This window comes from Paenibacillus larvae subsp. larvae (genome assembly GCF_002003265.1).
Classification (GTDB): domain Bacteria; phylum Bacillota; class Bacilli; order Paenibacillales; family NBRC-103111; genus Paenibacillus_H; species Paenibacillus_H larvae.
The window spans coordinates 2,192,766-2,211,285 of record NZ_CP019687.1; the positions used below are offsets into that span (position 1 = coordinate 2,192,766).

Here is an 18,520-nt window from a genome sequence, read left to right on the forward strand (position 1 = left end):
CGTGGCAACCGCCTTAAACTTAAGTTTTATTTTCCTGCTCAGTCACTGTTTCTATTGTTTCCATTTTCAGTGCTATTATTGGCTTCATTATTTTCTTTATCTTCATTCATCAGGCTTTGGTGTTAGTGTCGGCTCAGGCTTTTCTGTCGGTTTCGGTGTGGCAGTTGGCGTTGCTGACGGTGTCGGTTTCGGTGTAGCAGTTGGTGTTGCCGACGGTGTTGGTGTTACTGATGGCGTTGGCGTAGCTGACGGAGTCGGAGTTGGTGTCGGTGACGTTTCTCCCTCGATCGTTACACTTGCCACATTAGACTTTACACCTGACGAATCATCGTCTGTAACCGTCTTTACGTAGTATTCGTACGTTTCTCCCGGCTTTACATTAGCATCCGTAAATTCTGTGGATGAAGTAGCCGTAAGCGTGGTGTAGTTATTTTCTTTGGAGCTTTTCCGGTAGATCTGATAACTCAGTTTGTCATCAGGCGCGCTCCACTTCAGATTTACCGCTTTGGAGTCTTTATTATATTGGGCTGACAAGTCCGATATGCCCTTCTGTTTGTTTGTCTCTTCTATTTGCTGGGTTCCTTTAGGCGCCCCCGGGAAACTTCCCGGTTTGCCGAATTTTTTCGAAAGCCCTTCCTGCATTACCATTCTGAAAATGTTATTGGCTACACCAGAGTAATCTTTCTTGATATACATGCCTTTTGAGGCATCGTATTTGTCAAATCCGGTCCAGACCGCTGCTGTCCATTCCGGAGTATAGCCTACCGCCCATATATCTCTATAGTTGCTTTCATAACCTTTTGTCTCCATCGGGTGAGAACCTGTCTTAAGAGCAAGAGGCCAATTCGAATATTTCCCCTGGAATTTGGCTTTTACACCTGTTCCCCCCGGTTCAATAACTTTTTGCAGCATTTGAGTCATGTAATAGGCTGTTTTTTCAGACATGACTTGTTTATTCGCAATTTTAAACTCCTGAGTATTGCCCTTACTATCCGTAATTTTCCGTATGGCATGGGCTTCATTTAACTGTCCGTTGTTAGCAAAGGCCGTATACGCCTGAGCCATTTCGATGGTCGTAGTACCTTTTGTAAAACCGCCAATTGCAATGGGCAGATAATTGTCATTCTGATCCAGCTTGATACCCAGTTTTTCGGTAAATGCCTTACCCTTATCAATACCAATCTGCTGCAAAGTCCAAATCGCCGGTATATTTAAGGACTCCTTGATCGCCTGAGTCATTGAAACAGGGTCCGGATCGTATTTATTGTTCCAGTTTCTCGGCGTCCACCCTTTGATAAACTCCTGCTGCTTATTGCTGAGTAAAGAGTTAGGCGTATATTTTCCGCTCTCCAGTGCCGGGCCATAGTCCATAACCGGTTTGATGCTGGAGGCAGGCTGGTATTTAACCGTCGAGCGGTTTAACCCTTTTATTTGATAGCCTCGGCCACCCGACATGGCAATGATTCCGCCTGTCTTGTTGTCGACGATAGTCATGGCGCTTTGCATTTTTGCTTCGCCTTTGGTAGGCTGGAAGTTTTTGTCGTCCGCATAGACTTTTTCAACATAAGATTGTGTATAAGGATCCATGGATGTATAAATCTTATATCCGCCTGTTAGAAGAGCTTCCTCTTCAATATTGTATCTTTCCTCGGCTTCTTCCACCACATAATCCAAATACGCTTGGTATAAACCGTCCTGATCCTGCTTTTCAACCTTCGGAGGCACGTAATCTACTGCCGCTGCCTGTGCGCACTCCTCTTGGATAATGTACCCTTGGTCAGCCATGAGCTTTAGAACTACCCCGCGGCGTTCCTTGGATTTTTCCGGATTACTGATTGGATTGTATGCGGACGGTCCTTTCGGAAGGGCGGCTAATGTGGCCATTTGCCACAACTGCAGGTCATTCAAGTTATCGACACCAAAGTAAGTCTTGGCGGCCGCTTTTATGCCAAACGATCTTTGACCAAGGAATATCCGGTTCAAATACATTTCCAGAATCTCATCTTTGGAATAAGTGTTTTCCAAAGCCAGTGCGATGGAAACCTCGGTCCCTTTACGGAACAAGGTTTTGTCTGACCTCAAAAAGACATTCTTGGCAAGTTGCTGGGTAATGGTACTGCCGCCTTCCACAGCTCCACGATGCGTGATGTCTTTCACAAGAGCCCTGCCGATTGCCCAGAGGTCAACCCCCGAGTGTTCTTCAAACCTGCGGTCCTCCGTTGCAATAAAGGCTTCTTGCAGTTTTTTGGGTACATCTTTAATGCTGACATGCTCCCTGTTTTCCCTGAATAGTGATGTTACTTTCTCATCATTCAAGTCGTAAATGTAGGATGCTTCTTTAAAATTCAGGTTGTCTTTTTGCTCATTGAGGATTTTAACCCCGTTTGTATAAACAACAATATAAAGTCCTATAGCACAAATTAACGCTGAGATTAGGGCAATGAGTACCCCAATTAGCACTTTCCTGCGATTGATCTTTTTCCTCGGCTTTGTGCTTCTTTTGTTCCCCTTAGGGGGTTTTGGTTTGGTTGCCATACTCCGACTCCCTCTCTTTCTTTCTACATTCTAGGTTGTTTCACAACTAATAAAAGAACAACCCGTCTATTAGGTTGTTCCGCCAAGTTACATGAAATTATACGCAACTGAAAGGGGATTGTTTCATGCTGCGATCAAAATTGCCCCTACCCTTCCTGGGAAGAATCGTTCATCAAAGAAACCGGCCTCTGTGGTGTAAAGGTGGATATGGCATGCTTGTAAACCATTTGCTGACGGCCGTCGCTATCAATGATGATCGTAAAGTTGTCAAAAGCGCGAATTAACCCTCTGATTTGAAAACCGTTGGTTAAATATACAGTAACCGGAACTCCTTCTTTACGAAGCTGGTTCAGAAAATTGTCTTGAATATTGATGGACTTGTTCATCAGTAAGGTTCCCCCTTTAGATATAAACGGTTCGTATTTTTAGTTTCATCAATTGCTCCTAAATAATATTCGATATCCTATGCAAGCTTTCCTGTTATTATATCATTAATCTTCTGACGTTGAATAGCATAATTCTCCTCTTCTATCATATCCACCCATTCAATCTCTTTCATGTGGCGAAACCAGGAAAGCTGTCTTTTGGCAAACCGACGGGTGTTTCTCTTCAACAACTGAGCTGCTTCTTCCAATGTAATCTCTCCAAGCAAATAACGGACGATTTCCTTGTATCCAAGTCCCTGCATGGAAACCGCATCGGGACTGATTCCCTTTTCAAGCAGTCCGGCCACTTCCTGCACTAGACCGTACTGAAGCATTTGATCTACCCGTTCTTCAATACGAGCATACAATTTAGACCGGTCCATGGTCAAACCGATGATACATAATTCGTAGGGTGACTCCTTTTTTTGGTCCGTCAGATGCTTGGATAACGGAATCCCCGTAAAATGGAAGATCTCCAGTGCCCGGATTATTCTCCTCCTGTCATTCGGATGCAGCTTCTCCGCAGAGGCGGCATCGACCTCCTTCAGTTTGGCAAAAAGGGCCTCTTCGCCATGTTGATCAGCATATGTTTCCTGAGCCATACGGAAGGCTTCATCACCGGGTGCCGGAGTAAAAGCAAAATTATAACAAACTGATTCCACATATAATCCTGTTCCCCCTACTATAAAAGGCAGTTTCTTTCTTGCCGTAATCTCAGGAATCAGCCTGATGACAGCTTCCTGAAACTCAGAAACAGAGTAAGGATAATCAGGATCGTGAATATCAATCATGTGATGAGGAACTACAGCTTGTTCTTCCTTGGACAGCTTGGCCGTACCCACGTCCATCCCCCGGTATACCTGCATGGAATCCCCTGAAATGATTTCACAGTTCCAGTCTTTGGCCAGATCCAGACTTAATCTGGTCTTCCCTACAGCCGTCGGTCCTACCAGTACGAGCAGTTTCGGCTTTGGGGAACTTGATGGATTTATTGGATGCATAAGATCACTCCATAAGCGATTTTCGTGTTGGACCTGATGATGGACGAAAATCCGAGCCGTTCAAATTCGCCGCTATCCCGGTGTTCCTTAAGCACCACACATTTTCTTGCCACCCGGAGGGCTTCGCGGATCGAATCCGGATCAACGGCTTTCGGATTAGCAATCCGGCGCAGCGGGTAAATACCGCTTGATTCCTCAATAGGCTGGCGGAACATCGGGTCGAAATACACGATGTCCACACTGGCCGTTTCGGCTTCCTTCAGATAATCAGAATGATTCCTATGCAGAATTTGAATGCGCCTCATCGCCTGATTGACTGGCTCCAGAGATGATACATAAGATTTAAGCCCTTCTTCAACCAGAAAGGAAAGCAGCTGCTCGCTTTCCAGCGAGATAACATTTCCTTGTTCTCCCGCCGCAAGAGAAAACACAATGGAATCTGAAGCTAAACCCGCCGTGCAATCAAGGACGGAATCGCCGGCTGAAATTCCTGCAGCTTGCAGCATAATATCTATCTCTCCCCGAAGAATGCGCTTGGCTCTCACAAAAGCCGTACTCGGGTGGAAAAATACAGGAGGTTCTGAATTTAAATAAGCCTTCAGTCCATCCTTTCCCACCAGGATCACTTTTTCTGTATGGTAGCGGTCCATCAGTTGAGGGATGGAAAACTTTCTTCTCGGGACAAAACGAGCCTCAAGCCTGTCCGCCGCTTCCTTAGCCTTGGCCAGCTGGCCCTCCGTTGGTTGATACGATGTCGTTATGATCAAATATGTCTCACCTGCTTGTTTAACAGCCCGTAAACTTCCTAGCAGATTCACGGCAGCTCCATGAATCCACCTTAAGATACCATAAACGATACCCCCTGGTCAAAAAGCCCCTGCATCCGGCTACATCACTCTCTTGAACATTTTCTCGAGTTCATAGGTAGAGAAACTGACAACGATGGGTCGGCCATGCGGGCAAGTATACGGATTTTTACAGCCGGATAAACGGTCGAGCAGCACTTCCATTTCAAGACGGCTTAAATTTTGATTTGCCTTGATCGATGCTTTGCAGGAACATAATGTGGAAGATTTCTCCCGCAATTTGGCCAAATCCACGCCCTGTTTTTCCGAGAGAATCCATTCGCACATTTCGTCTATGATTTCTTTTTCATCTCCGCTTGGAAACCAGTGCGGGTATGCACGAACCAAAAAAGTATTTCCTCCGAACGGTTCGATGTGAACGCCAACCTGTTCCAGCAGATGAAGCCTGTCTTTCAGGGCCGCAGCCTCCGACGGAGTGAATTCAAGCGAAATGGGCATGAGCAGTTCCTGGCTCGCTTCTTCCGGTTGACCGAATTTATGATAATAGTACTCATAATTTATACGTTCATGTGCCGCGTGCTGATCGATTAAAAACAAGCCTTCCTCATTCTGGGCAACCAGATACGTCCCATGAACCTGTCCAACCGGAGTCAGTTCCGGAAAAGCAACCCCGCCGCCTTGCCCGGTTTCCTCTTTCGGCTCAGGCAGCAGGCTTTTAACCGATTGGACGCTCGGCTGCTTGTTCCCGTGAGGCATACGGTAATCGGAGCGGTAACCGGAACCGTGATTGAAACCGTAATCAGAGTGGTAACCCGACGGCTTTGAGCGGGACCCGGCACCCGGCGAATTGCCGGCTTCAGGTGAAGATTCCCATCCTCTGAATTGATTAGGATCTGCATAACTTTCTAAAAGGGGAGATTCGGAAATTCTGCTTTTTTCGTGCATATCCTCTGCCTGATAACGAACGGAAGTGGAAAATATCTCCTTGTCGACCGGCGCAGATTGTGAGGGCTTGTCTTCTTTGAATTTCGTCTGTCCTTGAAAAGCCGGGGCTGTCTCTTCCTTGGCACGGGCAAGATGCAATTCTTCCTGCACAACTTGTTCCCTGATTTTCGCCGGTTTGTCAGCCTTTGGAATGAGCACCTGCATTCCGAGCGTTTCCTTGATCAGTTCCTCCAGCCACCTGGTCAAGTCCTGCTCCTTGCTGAACCGTACTTCCAGCTTAGCTGGATGCACATTCACATCAACGAGTCCCGGATCCATACCGACTTCAAGTACTACGAGGGGAAAACGGTTGATGGGAAGCAGGGTATGATAACCGCTCAGTATAGCATGATTTAGAGGGAAGCTCCTTACATATCTGCCGTTAACAAAAATGGAGATACCGCTCCGGTTAGCCCTGGTCAGCTCCGGCTTCGAGATATAACCCCTCACTGTATAATCAAGACTTTCCCCTTTTAGCGAGATCATCTTCTTCGCCAGGTTCGTCCCATAGATTGCCGCGATAACCTGCAGCAAATCCCCGTTACCCAGTGTTTGCAGCAGCGTATTGCCGTTATGGCGCAAAGTGAAGCTCCGGTCGGGATGGGCAAGGGCAAGTCTGTACATATAATCCGAAATATGTCCGAGTTCCGTCTGGATCGTCTTCATATATTTAAGACGGGCCGGGGTATTATAGAACAAATCTTTTATAATAATATCGGTCCCCTTGGAGGCCGCGGTTTCCTGAACAGAGCATATATTCCCCCCCTCTATCACGATCTGGCGGCCGAGGCCGTTATTATCCGTAGCCGTGGTGCATGTTACCTTAGAGACAGCTGCGATGCTGGGCAAAGCTTCCCCGCGAAAACCCAATGTCCGGATGGAAAACAGGTCTTTTCCCCTGGCAATTTTGCTGGTTGCATGGCGAAAAAAAGCAAGCTCACAATCTTCCGCTTCAATGCCTGACCCGTTATCCCGTACACGGATGGACTGCAAACCGCCCTCTTCAATCGAAACATCAACACGGGTGCTGCTCGCATCAATCGAATTCTCTACCAATTCCTTTACTACCGAAGCCGGCCGTTCCACCACTTCTCCCGCAGCGATCTGGTTAGAAATCTGCTCGTCCAGCAGTTGTATTCTTCCCACGTTCGGTTCCCCCTGTCATGGATATTCCCTTTATTGCAAATGTTGTTTCAGTTCAAAAATAACGTTCATGGCCTGCAGCGGCGTCATATTGATCAGATCGAGCCCTTTGAGCCGGCTGATCACTTTCTCCGCCGCTTCATCCCCCTGAGGCTTCGCCGTATCCTTAGCAGAAGGTAAGCCTCTCGGCTCTTCCTCCCCGGCGAAGAAGCTCAGTTGCACGGCCCCTTGCGGTTCTGCCTCAGCAGGGGGCTTCTCTGTACGTGAATCCTCGGCCGCTGCCGCCGATTCACGCACCTGCTCGTCTGCATCTGGATAAACCGGATGCAGGCTAAGCGCATTCAGCAGCTCGTAAGACCGCTGAATGATCGGAGCGGGCAGCCCCGCTACCTCGGCACAGTAGATGCCGTAACTTGTGCTGGCTGCCCCGCGGATCAGACGGCGGAGGAAAGTCACCTGTCCGCCGCTTTCCTTGACCGCCATGCTGTAATTCCGCAGATGGCGCAGGCTTTCTTCCAGGTGGGCAAGCTCATGGAAGTGAGTCGATACAAGCGTCTTGCACCCAACCTCATGATGCAAATATTCAATGACCGCCTGAGCAATAGCCATTCCTTCTCCCGTTGAAGTGCCTCGTCCCAGTTCATCAATAATGACCAGGCTCTGTTCAGTTGCCTTCTCTGTCATGACCTGGATATCCATCATCTCTACCATAAATGTGCTTTGACCACCTATGAGGTCATCCGCAGCCCCGATTCTCGTGAAAACACGGTCGGTTATCGGAATTTTTGCTTTCTGAGCCGGTACAAAACAGCCTATCTGGGCCATCAGGCAGATAACAGCAACCTGGCGCATGTAGGTGCTTTTCCCCGCCATATTCGGGCCCGTGATCAGTAGGATTTGTCCTCCTTCCCTAACCAGTTCCGTTTCGTTTGCCACAAACTGGCCTTCGTTCAATACGGACTCTACAACCGGATGCCGCCCTTCTTCAACAATCAGTTCATAACCTTCATGGATTTCGGGTTTGACGAAACGGTGCGCTGCACTGACAGATGCCAGCGACTGGTACACATCGATCTCAGCAATTTCCTCGGCCAGGGTTTGCAGACGGGAAATGTGTTCTCCAATCCTGTCCCTTATCTGGACAAATAGCTCATACTCAATGTCTACCCTTTTTTCCTCAGCTTCCAAAATGAGCGCTTCTTTCTCCTTTAGTTCCGGGGTCACAAAACGTTCCGCATTGGTCAGCGTCTGCTTTCGTTCATACCAGCCTTCTGGCAGGGAAGGAATATTCGCTTTGGTTACCTCGATATAATAACCGAATACCCGATTATAGCCGATTTTAAGCGACTTGATGCCCGTTTCCTGTTTTTCTTTCCGTTCCAGCTCTGCAATCCACTGTTTGCCGTTCCGGCTGGCTTCCCGAAGCTGGTCCAGGTAATCATGATAACCTTCACGGATCATGCCTCCTTCCCTAACGGAAACGGGAGGCTCGTCCACGATAGCTTCATCGATCCATCCGGCCAAATCTTCACAGCGATCAAGCCTCCTGGCAATACGCTGCAGAGTCTTCGATGATGAGTCAAGACATAATTCCATTAATGCTGGTACCTGGCGCAGCGATTGCCGAAGTGCTACTAGGTCACGGGCATTCGCATTACCGTATGATATACGAGCGACCAACCGCTCCAGATCATAAACCTTGTCCAAGCCAGATTTCAAATCTTCCCGGAGAATGAGTTGCTGGACAAGTGCATCTACGGCTTCCAATCTCTCTTCAATCCCGGAAATGTTCATAAGCGGCTTCTCAATCCACCTTCTCAGCATTCTTCCACCCATAGCAGTTACCGTTTTGTCCAACAGCCAAAGTAAGGAACCTTTTTTCGTACGGTCACGGACAGTCTCCACCAGTTCCAGATTACGTTTGGTGAACGGGTCCATCGTCATGTATTGGGTAGGCTGGTAGCGGCGGATTTGTTTAATATGGGTTACTGCTTTCTTCTGGGTTTCCTTCAAGTAAGTCAGGAGCAGGACAAGCGCGTTTTCTTCTTCCGTCTTCAGACCTTCGCATTGTCCTGATTCAAAATGGGTGCTGAGCAAATCCGGCTCCTTTTGTTCCCATGGCGTGTATACAATAGGCTTAGCCCATTGTTTCGTCCAGACCGTTAATTCCTCAAGCAGAGTGGCTTCCCCGATCACCTCGGAAGGCATATACGTATTAAGTTCATCTACAAGCAGTTCCCGGGATGCGGTTAACCTTGTACTGTAAAGTTCCCCTGTAGAGATATCACATGCGGAAAGTCCGAATGCATCGGTAGTTTGGAAGATAGCCGCAATATAGTTATTACTCGTTTCGCCAAGGGATTTATTGTCCATTACCGTTCCTGGTGTAATAATCCGGACAATCTCCCTTTTAACCACTCCTTTGGCAGCGGCCGGGTCCTCTACCTGTTCACAGATGGCTACTTTATATCCCTTTTCGATTAGTCGGTTTATGTATGTCTGGGCAGAGTGATAGGGAACACCACACATCGGAATACGCTCCTTGGCCCCCCCATCTCTTCCGGTCAGGGTAATTTCCAGTTCTCTTGCCGCATTAAGGGCATCTTCAAAAAACATCTCGTAAAAATCACCGAGTCGGAAAAACAGAAAAGCATCCGGTACGGTTTCTTTTATAGCGAGATATTGTTGGATCATTGGTGTATATTGGGAAGACATATGTAACCTCCAAACCATGTCTTTTATCAAAAGATAAGAACTTAGCATCAAAATCGTTTCTGCTTAAAAAGTAAGACCGGAAAACTCCGCCGTCCTGGACGGCGAAGTCTTCTACACTTGCTATTATAACATGATTTGACTATCCGAATCTTCTTCTCCGGAGAAGGGGGGAATCTCCCACGCTAATCGGACATCCCGTTCCTCTTCCCATGGTTTTAAAGAAAGTAGTCTTGACTTCATCCAATCAAGCCTCGCCCTGTATCTCCTGTAACCGGATAAGTTCTCAAGCTCAGACCAAACTTCCTTAACCGGCTCAACCAGCATATTTTTTTCCCCTTCATAATAAGCCCGCTGAAAAGATAATTCCTGTAGCGGCAGCTTATTTAGCTCAAGGTAATGCGAGGCGATCAGGGCGGATAGGCAGAAGATCCCTTCGGTCAAATCAGGTTCAACGAGCCAGCTTGGCAGGGAGCGGTATTCGAATCCGCCATGCCGCTGCCTCCGGTAATCTCCCAGGAAACCGTATCTTGGCCTGCGAAATCGGGTTGTTATCCCTTCCGCAAGAACCAATGGCATTGCCAGGTAATTATCGAGAGCCCGCAATAGATGTACATTCAACCGGATATGACTGAAATGTATATGTCCTCCAAGCGGAAAACCTTTTAGCGGCATGCCGCCGCTCCGCCAGGTAATCCGGAATGGCAGCTTCCGGGAAGCCAAATGCATGGCGCTGCGAAGATTAGCCATAAGCACGAACGGATCATCTGAAGGAAGAGGGCGCAGTTCTGCGATAAGTTGTTCCGTCTGATGTCCTTGAAGGACAAGCCCGTCGCTTCCAACCTGGCCTTCCCTATCCAGGTATCGGGAAGCGCGGACAGCTTTGCCCTGCTCGCTTACCAGTATAAATTCGGGATCACAGCCAAGTACGGGTGGGCCGGTCCGACTTCTTTCCTGCTCCATTGTCTTCTCATAAAGTTGAAGACTTTCCTTCCATTTACCTAAAATACGGGGAGGCAAGACCGGGTCAGGATTTACCTCCTTTATAAGCGTATGTCCGCTTGCCAGGATACCAACGATGACTTCTGCCGAACTGAGTCCCAAAGCATAGACAGCCTTACTAGCTTCCTTGACCGCCCGTCGTTCATGAAAAGTAAGTTCATGCAATCGGATCTCTTTCTTTTCTGACCTGCCGAATAACACGGCTTGAGAAATACCCGATAAAAGGTTTTTCGCCTCTTCTTCCATTCCTATCACTTCCAAATGCCCAATCCAAATCCGGTATTCATGAACATAAGGTTTTTCATTGCGGTTATAATCCCTTGCCGTTTTGATCCCGTGCATTCGCAAGCATTCGTTTACTTTTTTCTTGTCCCTTGCTCCTTTTACAGCCCTGTCGCTCTGTATCGGCAAAGCATCTGAATAGTCCCTCTTCTCCCCGGCATCTAGTTTATTTTCGGCAGCAGATTTGTCTGCATACATGAGCTTCTCCCCTCTTTTCGCCTATTTTTCCTTTTACAAACAAAAAGAGGGCAAACGCCCTCTGCCCTACGGTATTATGCTGCATATACTGATTGTAGGTTCTAAATTAAATCGTCATCAAGCAGATCGGGATCCAGCTCTTCAAAATCCGCTTCGTCATGCAGATGGTCGAAATCAACGTGCTTCTCTTCATAATCATGGCAATCATGAGGGCAAACGACTACACAAACCTTCGTTTCGGCGATCATCTCCACTTGGAATTCCCGCTCTACCCGGATGATGACATGGCCGCCGCCGGAGGAGATGCTCGCTTCTACACAGTTAGGCTCTTGAGTAGCAACAGCAACGACTTCGGCTGTAGAGGATTTATGTTTTTTATCCACATACGATAGTCCAACCGCTTCTACGTAAGATACCGTTTCTTTAGCAACATCGGTCTTCGTATTCCGATCATAAGAATACCAGATGTTGATATCGTAACTTCCAACTACTTCAACCCCATCGCCAGATTTTACGGCTTCATATTGATTATTAATAATCCAAGCGCCTAAGATACTGGTTGGAGCATGAGGCGGAGTCACGGTATGGCTTACGTGAGAGAATTTGCGTCCTTTGCCGCAGACAGCTTTGGTGATGATCTCTCTGCATTGCAAATCTTTATCTATTGACATCCTTTCAAACCTCCTCCATACATCATTCATTACAAGTGTATGCAGGACATTCGTCTAGGGTGACAAAAACTTTTGAGGAAGTGGGACACTACTTCTTCTATTTTTGCTTTTTCGCTTCCATTAAATAAATGTAGAGTTCCCGGGTAAGCTGGAGCAAGGCCGAACGAAGCTCAAACTCTTCCCTTGTAGTAGGGAGGGGCATCTTCTTATATCGGTCTTCCAGCTCTTTCAATTTTTGTTCGCTGCGTCCGGTATAATATTCTTTCTTTACATCTTCACTAAGTTCTTCAAAAATAGAGGACAGGCTTTCCCCTTGCGGGATAGTCCTGCTAACCTGGGCAACTAATCCCAGCATACGCTGGATAGACTCAAGCTGCTCCCTTCTCATATAAAAATACATTTGCCAGTATACATAGGCGTCCTGCCCAAAGACGAGGGAGTTTTCCAGAGAATGTGAGACTTTATAAGCTCCTTCTTCGACGAGCCGGCTTGCTTCCAGCAGTTCACTTCCGTCCCATACTACCGTTTCGTCTTTCAAATGTTCTGCTATATGTAAAAATATAGAGGCATACAGCTGTTCCAATTTAGATTTATAGGCTCTGATCATCTCGTCGTTTTTAGGAAAATACATGATGTTGATCAATGTGGCAGATCCGAGCCCTACAAAGAGCAGCAAAATTTCATTAAGGACAAGCTCAGCAGTAATGGTTTGAGCCAAATACAGATGGAACATCGTAACTGAACCTGTTACAGCGCCATCCGATAAGCGAAGCCGGTGAAGTATCGGAAAGACGACCAGGACAAACAAACTGATGACCCATACATGAAACCCCAGCATGCTGAACAAAGCGGAAGCCACGAGCAGACCGAGAATCGACGCACTGATTCGAGCGAATGCGCTTCTGAGTCCTTTCCTTTTCGTCACTTCTATCCCCAAAATAGACAATAGGCCTGCGGAATTGGGATTCTTCAGGCCTATCCAGCTGGCCAGCGTAATAGAGACAATCACAGCAATGGCTGTTTTTATAACCCGAATTCCTATAAAGCGTTTAATATTCATCCTTTTTCTCCGATGGTCCGATTTCTAGTTCTTTATCTGGTAAATTTGATACTTTATTTTAACGGCCAAGGACCGGTTCTATCAAGCGGCGGAAGCCCAAGTATTCGAAAGAATTTTATTATTTCCGTTTCCTGATCAGCTTATTTTCTAGATAAACAACCCCTTGGTACATAAACGTAGCCACCGCGGCGATCACAAACAAACTTGACATGACTAATGTAAAATTGAACACATGAAAACGTATACGATCAGATAGCCGAGACCCATTTTTGAAACCAGAAATTCACCGACAATCACACCAACCCAGGCCAATCCGACATTCGTCTTCAGCGTAGCTACAATAGCCGGAAAGGAAGCAGGCAGAATCACTTTGCGAAATACGGCATTCTTATTACCTCCAAATACCCGGATTACTTTGACAAAATTATCATCGATCTCTTTAAAACTTCCATAAACTACGATCGTTGTTATGATAATCGTTACGGATAGAGTTGTGGCTATAATTGACATCATTCCGGGACCGAAACCTACAATAAAGAGAGGTCCCAATGCCAACATCGATCCAATTATTTCTTCCCGCCACTTCCCATAAGCCGAGCCCAGTAATTAGAATAATTAATTGGGTGATTCTAATCCACCGTGCTTCGATTTTACGACGCTTCTGATCTTGTTCATATATCCGGGATGGCAGTTCAGGGGCTGCTGAAGCTAACTGCCTTTTATCCACCATCAGGACAACCTCCCCTTACCCTCATGTCCTCAAATTCCTGCCAAATCTCCTGGAAAAGCCGCTGGAAACCTGCTTGATCTCTCGCTGAAAAAGGAAGGAGGCTGCGAATTTCAGGCGGAATAGTAACTTGCCGGCGAATCAGGCCGGGACTTGGTTCAAGTACAATTACCCGGTCGCTCATTGCGATAGCCTCAGAGATATCGTGGGTAACAAGCAAAGCGGTTTTCTTATGTGCTTTGAGCGTCTCAGCTACCAAATCCTCTAGTTGAAGTTTAGTTTGATAGTCAAGAGCGGAGAAAGGTTCATCTAAGAGCATATAATCCGGTTTTGTTGCCAGTGTCCGGACAAGAGCTACCCTCTGTCTCATGCCCCCTGAAAGCTGTGCGGGTGAATCGTGATTATTGGAGAAAGGCCCCATCTCCTCCAACAAATGATCCACATACTGTTCATTCTCCGGGGTCCGTTTTCCCTGAAGCTCTAAACCGATCACCGCATTCTCATAAATCAATCTCCATGGGAAGAGATAATCCTGTTGAAGCATTTACCCAACTTTGGTAGATGGGCCCACTACCTTTTGTCCAGCCAATTCAATTTTACCCCGGGTTGGAGTAAATAAACCCGAGATTATAGAAAGTAGTGTAGTTTTGCCACATCCACTCGGTCCCACCAAGCTCACAAACTCTCCCGGCTCAACCGTCAAGCATATTGATTCTAGAGCCAAAGAGGCTTTTTCGGGTGTCACGTATACGTGTGTTACATCTTCAACTACAATAGTCGTATCCATCCGTTTGCTTCCTCCTTTCCTTGATTTTTTCCAAATCCCCATCTTACTCACTTTACATTCTGCTTGGCTTTATCTGCATATGAATTGTCAACATGCTTGCCCCAATCCACATTTTGCTTTAGTTCCCCTGCCATGGTCATGATCTTCTGCAAATGGTCCCATTCCTCTTAATCAATAGTAGGATCACTCGCGTAAGTACCCTGATCCTTATAACGCTGTAGCACACTGCGTATGATCTCAATTTCCTTATCCTTGAAGTAAGGGGCAACGGCATCAGCAATTTCATTCACACTTTTTTCCAATATCCGTTTTTGCGCTTTATAAATGGCATTTGAGAATTTTTGAACAACTTCTTCTTTTTTCTTGATAAAACTCTGCTTGCCATATACACGGTGTAGGGCAGCTTTCCGCTCTCTGTCCCGAATGAGGCAATATTCCCCAGCCATCTGAGGCATCCCGCCCTTACGCAGTCCCAGATAACTGGCTCCTTTCAGACTGCTCCAGTCAAACTCCCCTTTTGTTTTGCGGGATACCAGAAAGGTCCCGTCAGTTTGAGTCACTTGGGCAAAATTGATGGCCGGATCATCAGTCCCCTGCTGATATACATAAATCGATGTTTCAGCTCCTACCAGCCCTACGTCAATGCCTCCCGAAAAAAGCGCTGCCATAGTTTTATCTCCGCCAGAAGTCGTAATCCGTATTGTATCGTATGCAGGTGCCTGTTAGGCGGTTAAAGCAGGTAATGTTTCGTTTTCTAGGTCTATCCCTGGTCCGTTTTTAATATGGTTTACTCTAAACTAGGGGCCTCACTTCGTTCCAATGCTTTACCCTCCCTTCAAAGGGGTTCCTGAAAGAACCCTTAGCTCCACTCTCCCCTTCATTCAGGAACTATGGATCGAATCTCGAAACATATACCTTTTGCAAAAAGTCAAAGAAAAAGCATTAAGGAAAAAGAAAAAATTACCTTGATATAGGAATGTATGTTCGGTATAATGGAATTGCAAACGCACGTTCCTGTTAAATTTCAAATTTCTTTTAACTATAAATCCGATTTTTTTGAAAGTCCTGACAAGGAGGTTACCTTGATAGAAGCCCCGCGACCTATTGCTCTGGAAAATTTACATTCTACTGCTACTTTAGAAGAACTCCAATCTATTGCTACTCTCGAAGAATTGCAGCGTCAATTTCCTACCGAATTTTCTTGCATCCCTTTTCTTTATCAGTTGAAATGGCCTACTGGCTTTGTATGCCCTCGCTGCCAGCATTCCCATGCCTACAAGATCCGGACACGCAGGCTTCCTCTTTTCGAGTGCCGTGCTTGCCGTCACCAGACATCACTTATTGCAGGTACAGTCTTGGAAGGTAGCCGTACGCCTCTTCACAAGTGGCTCACTGCATTATGGCTTATCTCCCGTTCTGATACCGGTATTCATGCCGTCCGGCTCAGTTTGATAATTGGGGTAACCTACAAGACTGCATGGTTGATGCTCCGCAAAATCCGGGCTGCCTTGGGCCGTGTCGATTCTACTCGGCCTCTGACAGGGAAAGTGAATGGCATCGTAGCCTTCTATGGCCACCATGCTACTAGGCAATATAACCTGCGAGTGTATCCCTTGTTCGCAGCCGCATCCGTTTCACCCACTAAAGAAGTAGGGGAGCTCAAAATGAAGCTCTGGGAGTCTGTTTGTACTGAACATACTGGCACGTATCGCCCCAGGAAATTGCCGCTTCACTCCGATTGTGAACATTTCACCAAGCAGCATATTGATAAAACAGCTTCTGACATATCGATCATCCGTCAAAAATACCGGGTTCGCAGCAATAACCCCTTATATCTTGCCTTCAAGCAGGCATGGAGTTGGATGAATGATACCTTTCACGGAATAGGGATCAAATATCTTCAAACATACCTGGATGAATACTGTTTTCGATATAATCTATCGCTCCACCATACATCCCCTTGGGAGCAGCTATTACAATTATGTATGGCGGTGGTTTCCCCTGCATTGAACCGATCTTGTACCCCATCTAACGACCCCGTACTTCCATACGCGCCAACAGCTGCTTGATCCAGGTAATTTGGATTTTTCTTGAAATATAACACGGACTCCACAGGATTAGTTTGCCTTTTGGATTATTGACATTTAACTGATTGCATATTGAAAATGTACATGGTCTTCGTTTGGATTATTGAGACTGCATCTTGAGAATATTTCATGACGTCATGTTGATCCTCAAACTGCTAATTGAACTTGTTAATGGCTGGATTTTATATGTTTTTTATCCTATGAGAGTCTTCTCTATATGTCGTATATTATAATTGTTTAATTTTGGATGAATTTTGATAATCAGCTTTTAAAATAGCAGTTCTTTTTAAATTCAATGCTGATTCATTCCGAATGCGTTATTAATACTGGGGCCTTTAGCAATAAAGCATCTAAACTATCTCATAGTACTTTCCTGAACCAATGGGATAGTGGAGCTAAGCGTAAAGTTAAGAAAGATAGTGGAGTCTAGGAGGTAGTGAAACTAAAAAACAGTGAGGTTACTTAAAAGGCAGAAAGAAGTACCATCAATCCTGTGTACCATTGCAGAGACAACAAAGACACCCCTTTGAAGCTTGCAGCTTGAAAAAAGGTGTCCCTTATCTCAACAGAATTACAATCCATAAATTGACTTGTATTTGTTTTTCAGATAATCGACTAGATACTGCGGATTCAATTCTTCCCCTGTTACTTTTTGAACAATTTCGTTAGGGTCGAGCAGTTTTCCGTATTGATAAATATGTTCTGTCAAATAATTTTTGATGGGCTTAAAGTTTCCATCAGCTACGAGATTATCAAAATCCAGAATGTCTTCTTTCATCTTATGCAGGAATTGGGCCGCATACATATTACCCAAGGCATAAGACGGGAAATAACCGAAGGAACCGCCAGACCAGTGCACATCCTGTAGAACCCCTTCACTATCGTTCTGAGGTTCAATGCCCAGATATTCCTTGTACTTGGCATTCCAAACCTTAGGGAGATTCGCAACCTGAATATCCCCGTCTATGAGTCCCTTCTCGATTTCATAACGGATCATAATATGTAAATTGTATGTAAGCTCATCTGCTTCGATCCGGATTAGGGAAGGCTCGGTATGGTTAATCGCTTTGTATAATGTATCCACATTTATCTCATCGAATTGGCCAGGGAATGTTTCCTGCAGCTTTCTGAAGTATTTAGACCAGAATTCGTGGCTGCGGCCTATTTTATTTTCCCAGAAGCGGGATTGAGATTCATGTATGCCCATCGATGTACCTGAACATAGGTTCGTACCAGCCAGATCTTTGGAAATATTTTGCTCGTATAAAGCATGCCCGCACTCATGGATCGTGCCAAATAAAGCACTTACTACATCCTCTTTCAAATATCGGGTTGTAATTCGAACATCCCCCGGGTTTAATCCTGTGGCAAAAGGATGGACTGTTTCATCCAGTCTTCCGGCGGCAAAATCATAATTCAGTTCACCCAACATAAACCTGCTGAAAGCTTTTTGCTTATCTACATCAAATTCCTGTTTCAGGCAGGACAAGTCCGGCTGCTGACCCGATTTTTGAATCTCCGCCAAGAGAGGCACTACTTCACTACGAAGTTTGCCGAATACTTCATCGAGTTTCTCTACTGTCATGCCCGGCTCGTACATATCAAGTAGCGTGTTGTATTTATTCCCTTCATAACCCCAAAGCTCCACAAACTCCTGGTTAAACTTCACGATTTTTTCCAGGTAAGGCTGGAATTTCGCGAAGTCAGACTCCTCCTTAGCCTCCTCCCAGGCCGTCTCTGCTTGTGAAGTTAAGATCACATACTCCTGGTACTTCTTCTCCGGAATTTTTTTGCTGCGGTCATAGTCTTTCTTGCATTCCAGCACCATTTTACGGGAAACCTCATCCAGCTGGTTCAGATTATGATGCTGCATAAAGAAATCGAGGTAACACCCCATCTCATCGGAAACCGACATTCGGAATACTTCTGTTGATAATTCCCCAATCACTTCGGAACGTTGCTCCACACCTTTACGCGGGGCTCCCGTCCGTAAATCCCAGTACATAAGACCAACGGCTTCATTATAATGGTTTATTTTACGAACAAGCTGCTTGAATCCATCTAATTGAACCGTGAAATCTGTTGAACTCATTTTCAAAT

General features: G+C 46.0%; 11 protein-coding genes and 3 pseudogenes. 1 reads left to right on the forward strand and 13 read right to left on the reverse strand.

Translation table 11 applies throughout. From position 1 onward, the window contains the following. Positions 1-102: 102 nt before the first annotated feature. The 12 genes and pseudogenes from BXP28_RS11410 to BXP28_RS11465 form a co-directional block, all read right to left on the reverse strand. Entirely contained in the window at positions 103-2,535 is a 2,433-nt protein-coding gene (locus BXP28_RS11410; RefSeq protein ID WP_023482832.1) for a transglycosylase domain-containing protein, read from the reverse strand. A 146-nt stretch (positions 2,536-2,681) separates the two neighbouring features. Continuing rightward, entirely contained in the window at positions 2,682-2,921 is a 240-nt protein-coding gene (gene hfq / locus BXP28_RS11415) for an RNA chaperone Hfq (RefSeq protein WP_023482833.1), read from the reverse strand. A gap of 77 nt (positions 2,922-2,998) precedes the next feature. Continuing rightward, entirely contained in the window at positions 2,999-3,961 is a 963-nt protein-coding gene (gene miaA, locus BXP28_RS11420; RefSeq protein ID WP_023482834.1) for a tRNA (adenosine(37)-N6)-dimethylallyltransferase MiaA, read from the reverse strand. After that, on the reverse strand, positions 3,949-4,728 hold the full coding sequence (locus tag BXP28_RS11425; protein ID WP_036656949.1) for a class I SAM-dependent methyltransferase: 780 nt from the start codon (positions 4,726-4,728) through the stop codon (positions 3,949-3,951). The genes miaA and BXP28_RS11425 overlap by 13 nt, the downstream gene beginning before the upstream one ends. 120 nt (positions 4,729-4,848) lie before the next feature. Beyond that, the gene (gene mutL, locus BXP28_RS11430; protein WP_023482836.1) at positions 4,849-6,897 is read right to left on the reverse strand and encodes a DNA mismatch repair endonuclease MutL; all 2,049 of its coding nucleotides are present in this window, start codon (positions 6,895-6,897) and stop codon (positions 4,849-4,851) included. 30 nt (positions 6,898-6,927) lie between these two features. Further along, positions 6,928-9,609, reverse strand: coding sequence for a DNA mismatch repair protein MutS (gene mutS / locus BXP28_RS11435; RefSeq protein ID WP_023482837.1), 2,682 nt, complete (start codon positions 9,607-9,609; stop codon positions 6,928-6,930). Between the two features lie 123 nt (positions 9,610-9,732). Beyond that, complete coding sequence (locus tag BXP28_RS11440; protein ID WP_023482838.1) at positions 9,733-11,088, reverse strand: putative amidoligase domain-containing protein; 1,356 nt, start codon at positions 11,086-11,088, stop codon at positions 9,733-9,735. Between the two features lie 101 nt (positions 11,089-11,189). After that, on the reverse strand, positions 11,190-11,759 hold the full coding sequence (locus BXP28_RS11445; RefSeq protein WP_023482839.1) for an outer spore coat protein CotE: 570 nt from the start codon (positions 11,757-11,759) through the stop codon (positions 11,190-11,192). Between the two features lie 97 nt (positions 11,760-11,856). After that, positions 11,857-12,819: an aromatic acid exporter family protein gene (locus tag BXP28_RS11450; RefSeq protein WP_023482840.1), complete on the reverse strand. Its 963-nt coding sequence runs from the start codon at positions 12,817-12,819 to the stop codon at positions 11,857-11,859. Positions 12,820-12,937: 118 nt separating this feature from the next. Beyond that, positions 12,938-13,374: pseudogene (locus BXP28_RS11455) on the reverse strand (ABC transporter permease); the annotation flags it as partial. Between the two features lie 164 nt (positions 13,375-13,538). Beyond that, positions 13,539-14,333, reverse strand: a pseudogene (locus BXP28_RS11460) (ABC transporter ATP-binding protein). A 47-nt stretch (positions 14,334-14,380) separates the two neighbouring features. Next, positions 14,381-15,025: pseudogene (locus BXP28_RS11465) on the reverse strand (ABC transporter substrate-binding protein); the annotation flags it as partial. Positions 15,026-15,442: 417 nt separating this feature from the next. Between BXP28_RS11465 and BXP28_RS11470 the strand changes: the two are divergent. Beyond that, positions 15,443-16,402, forward strand: coding sequence for a transposase (locus BXP28_RS11470; protein WP_046655122.1), 960 nt, complete (start codon positions 15,443-15,445; stop codon positions 16,400-16,402). Between the two features lie 589 nt (positions 16,403-16,991). On the opposite strand, the gene BXP28_RS11475 is transcribed toward BXP28_RS11470, so the two are convergent. Beyond that, positions 16,992-18,512 carry a carboxypeptidase M32 gene (locus BXP28_RS11475; protein ID WP_023482845.1) on the reverse strand — a complete coding sequence of 507 codons (1,521 nt, stop codon included), beginning with the start codon at positions 18,510-18,512 and terminating at the stop codon, positions 16,992-16,994. Positions 18,513-18,520: the final 8 nt, after the last annotated feature.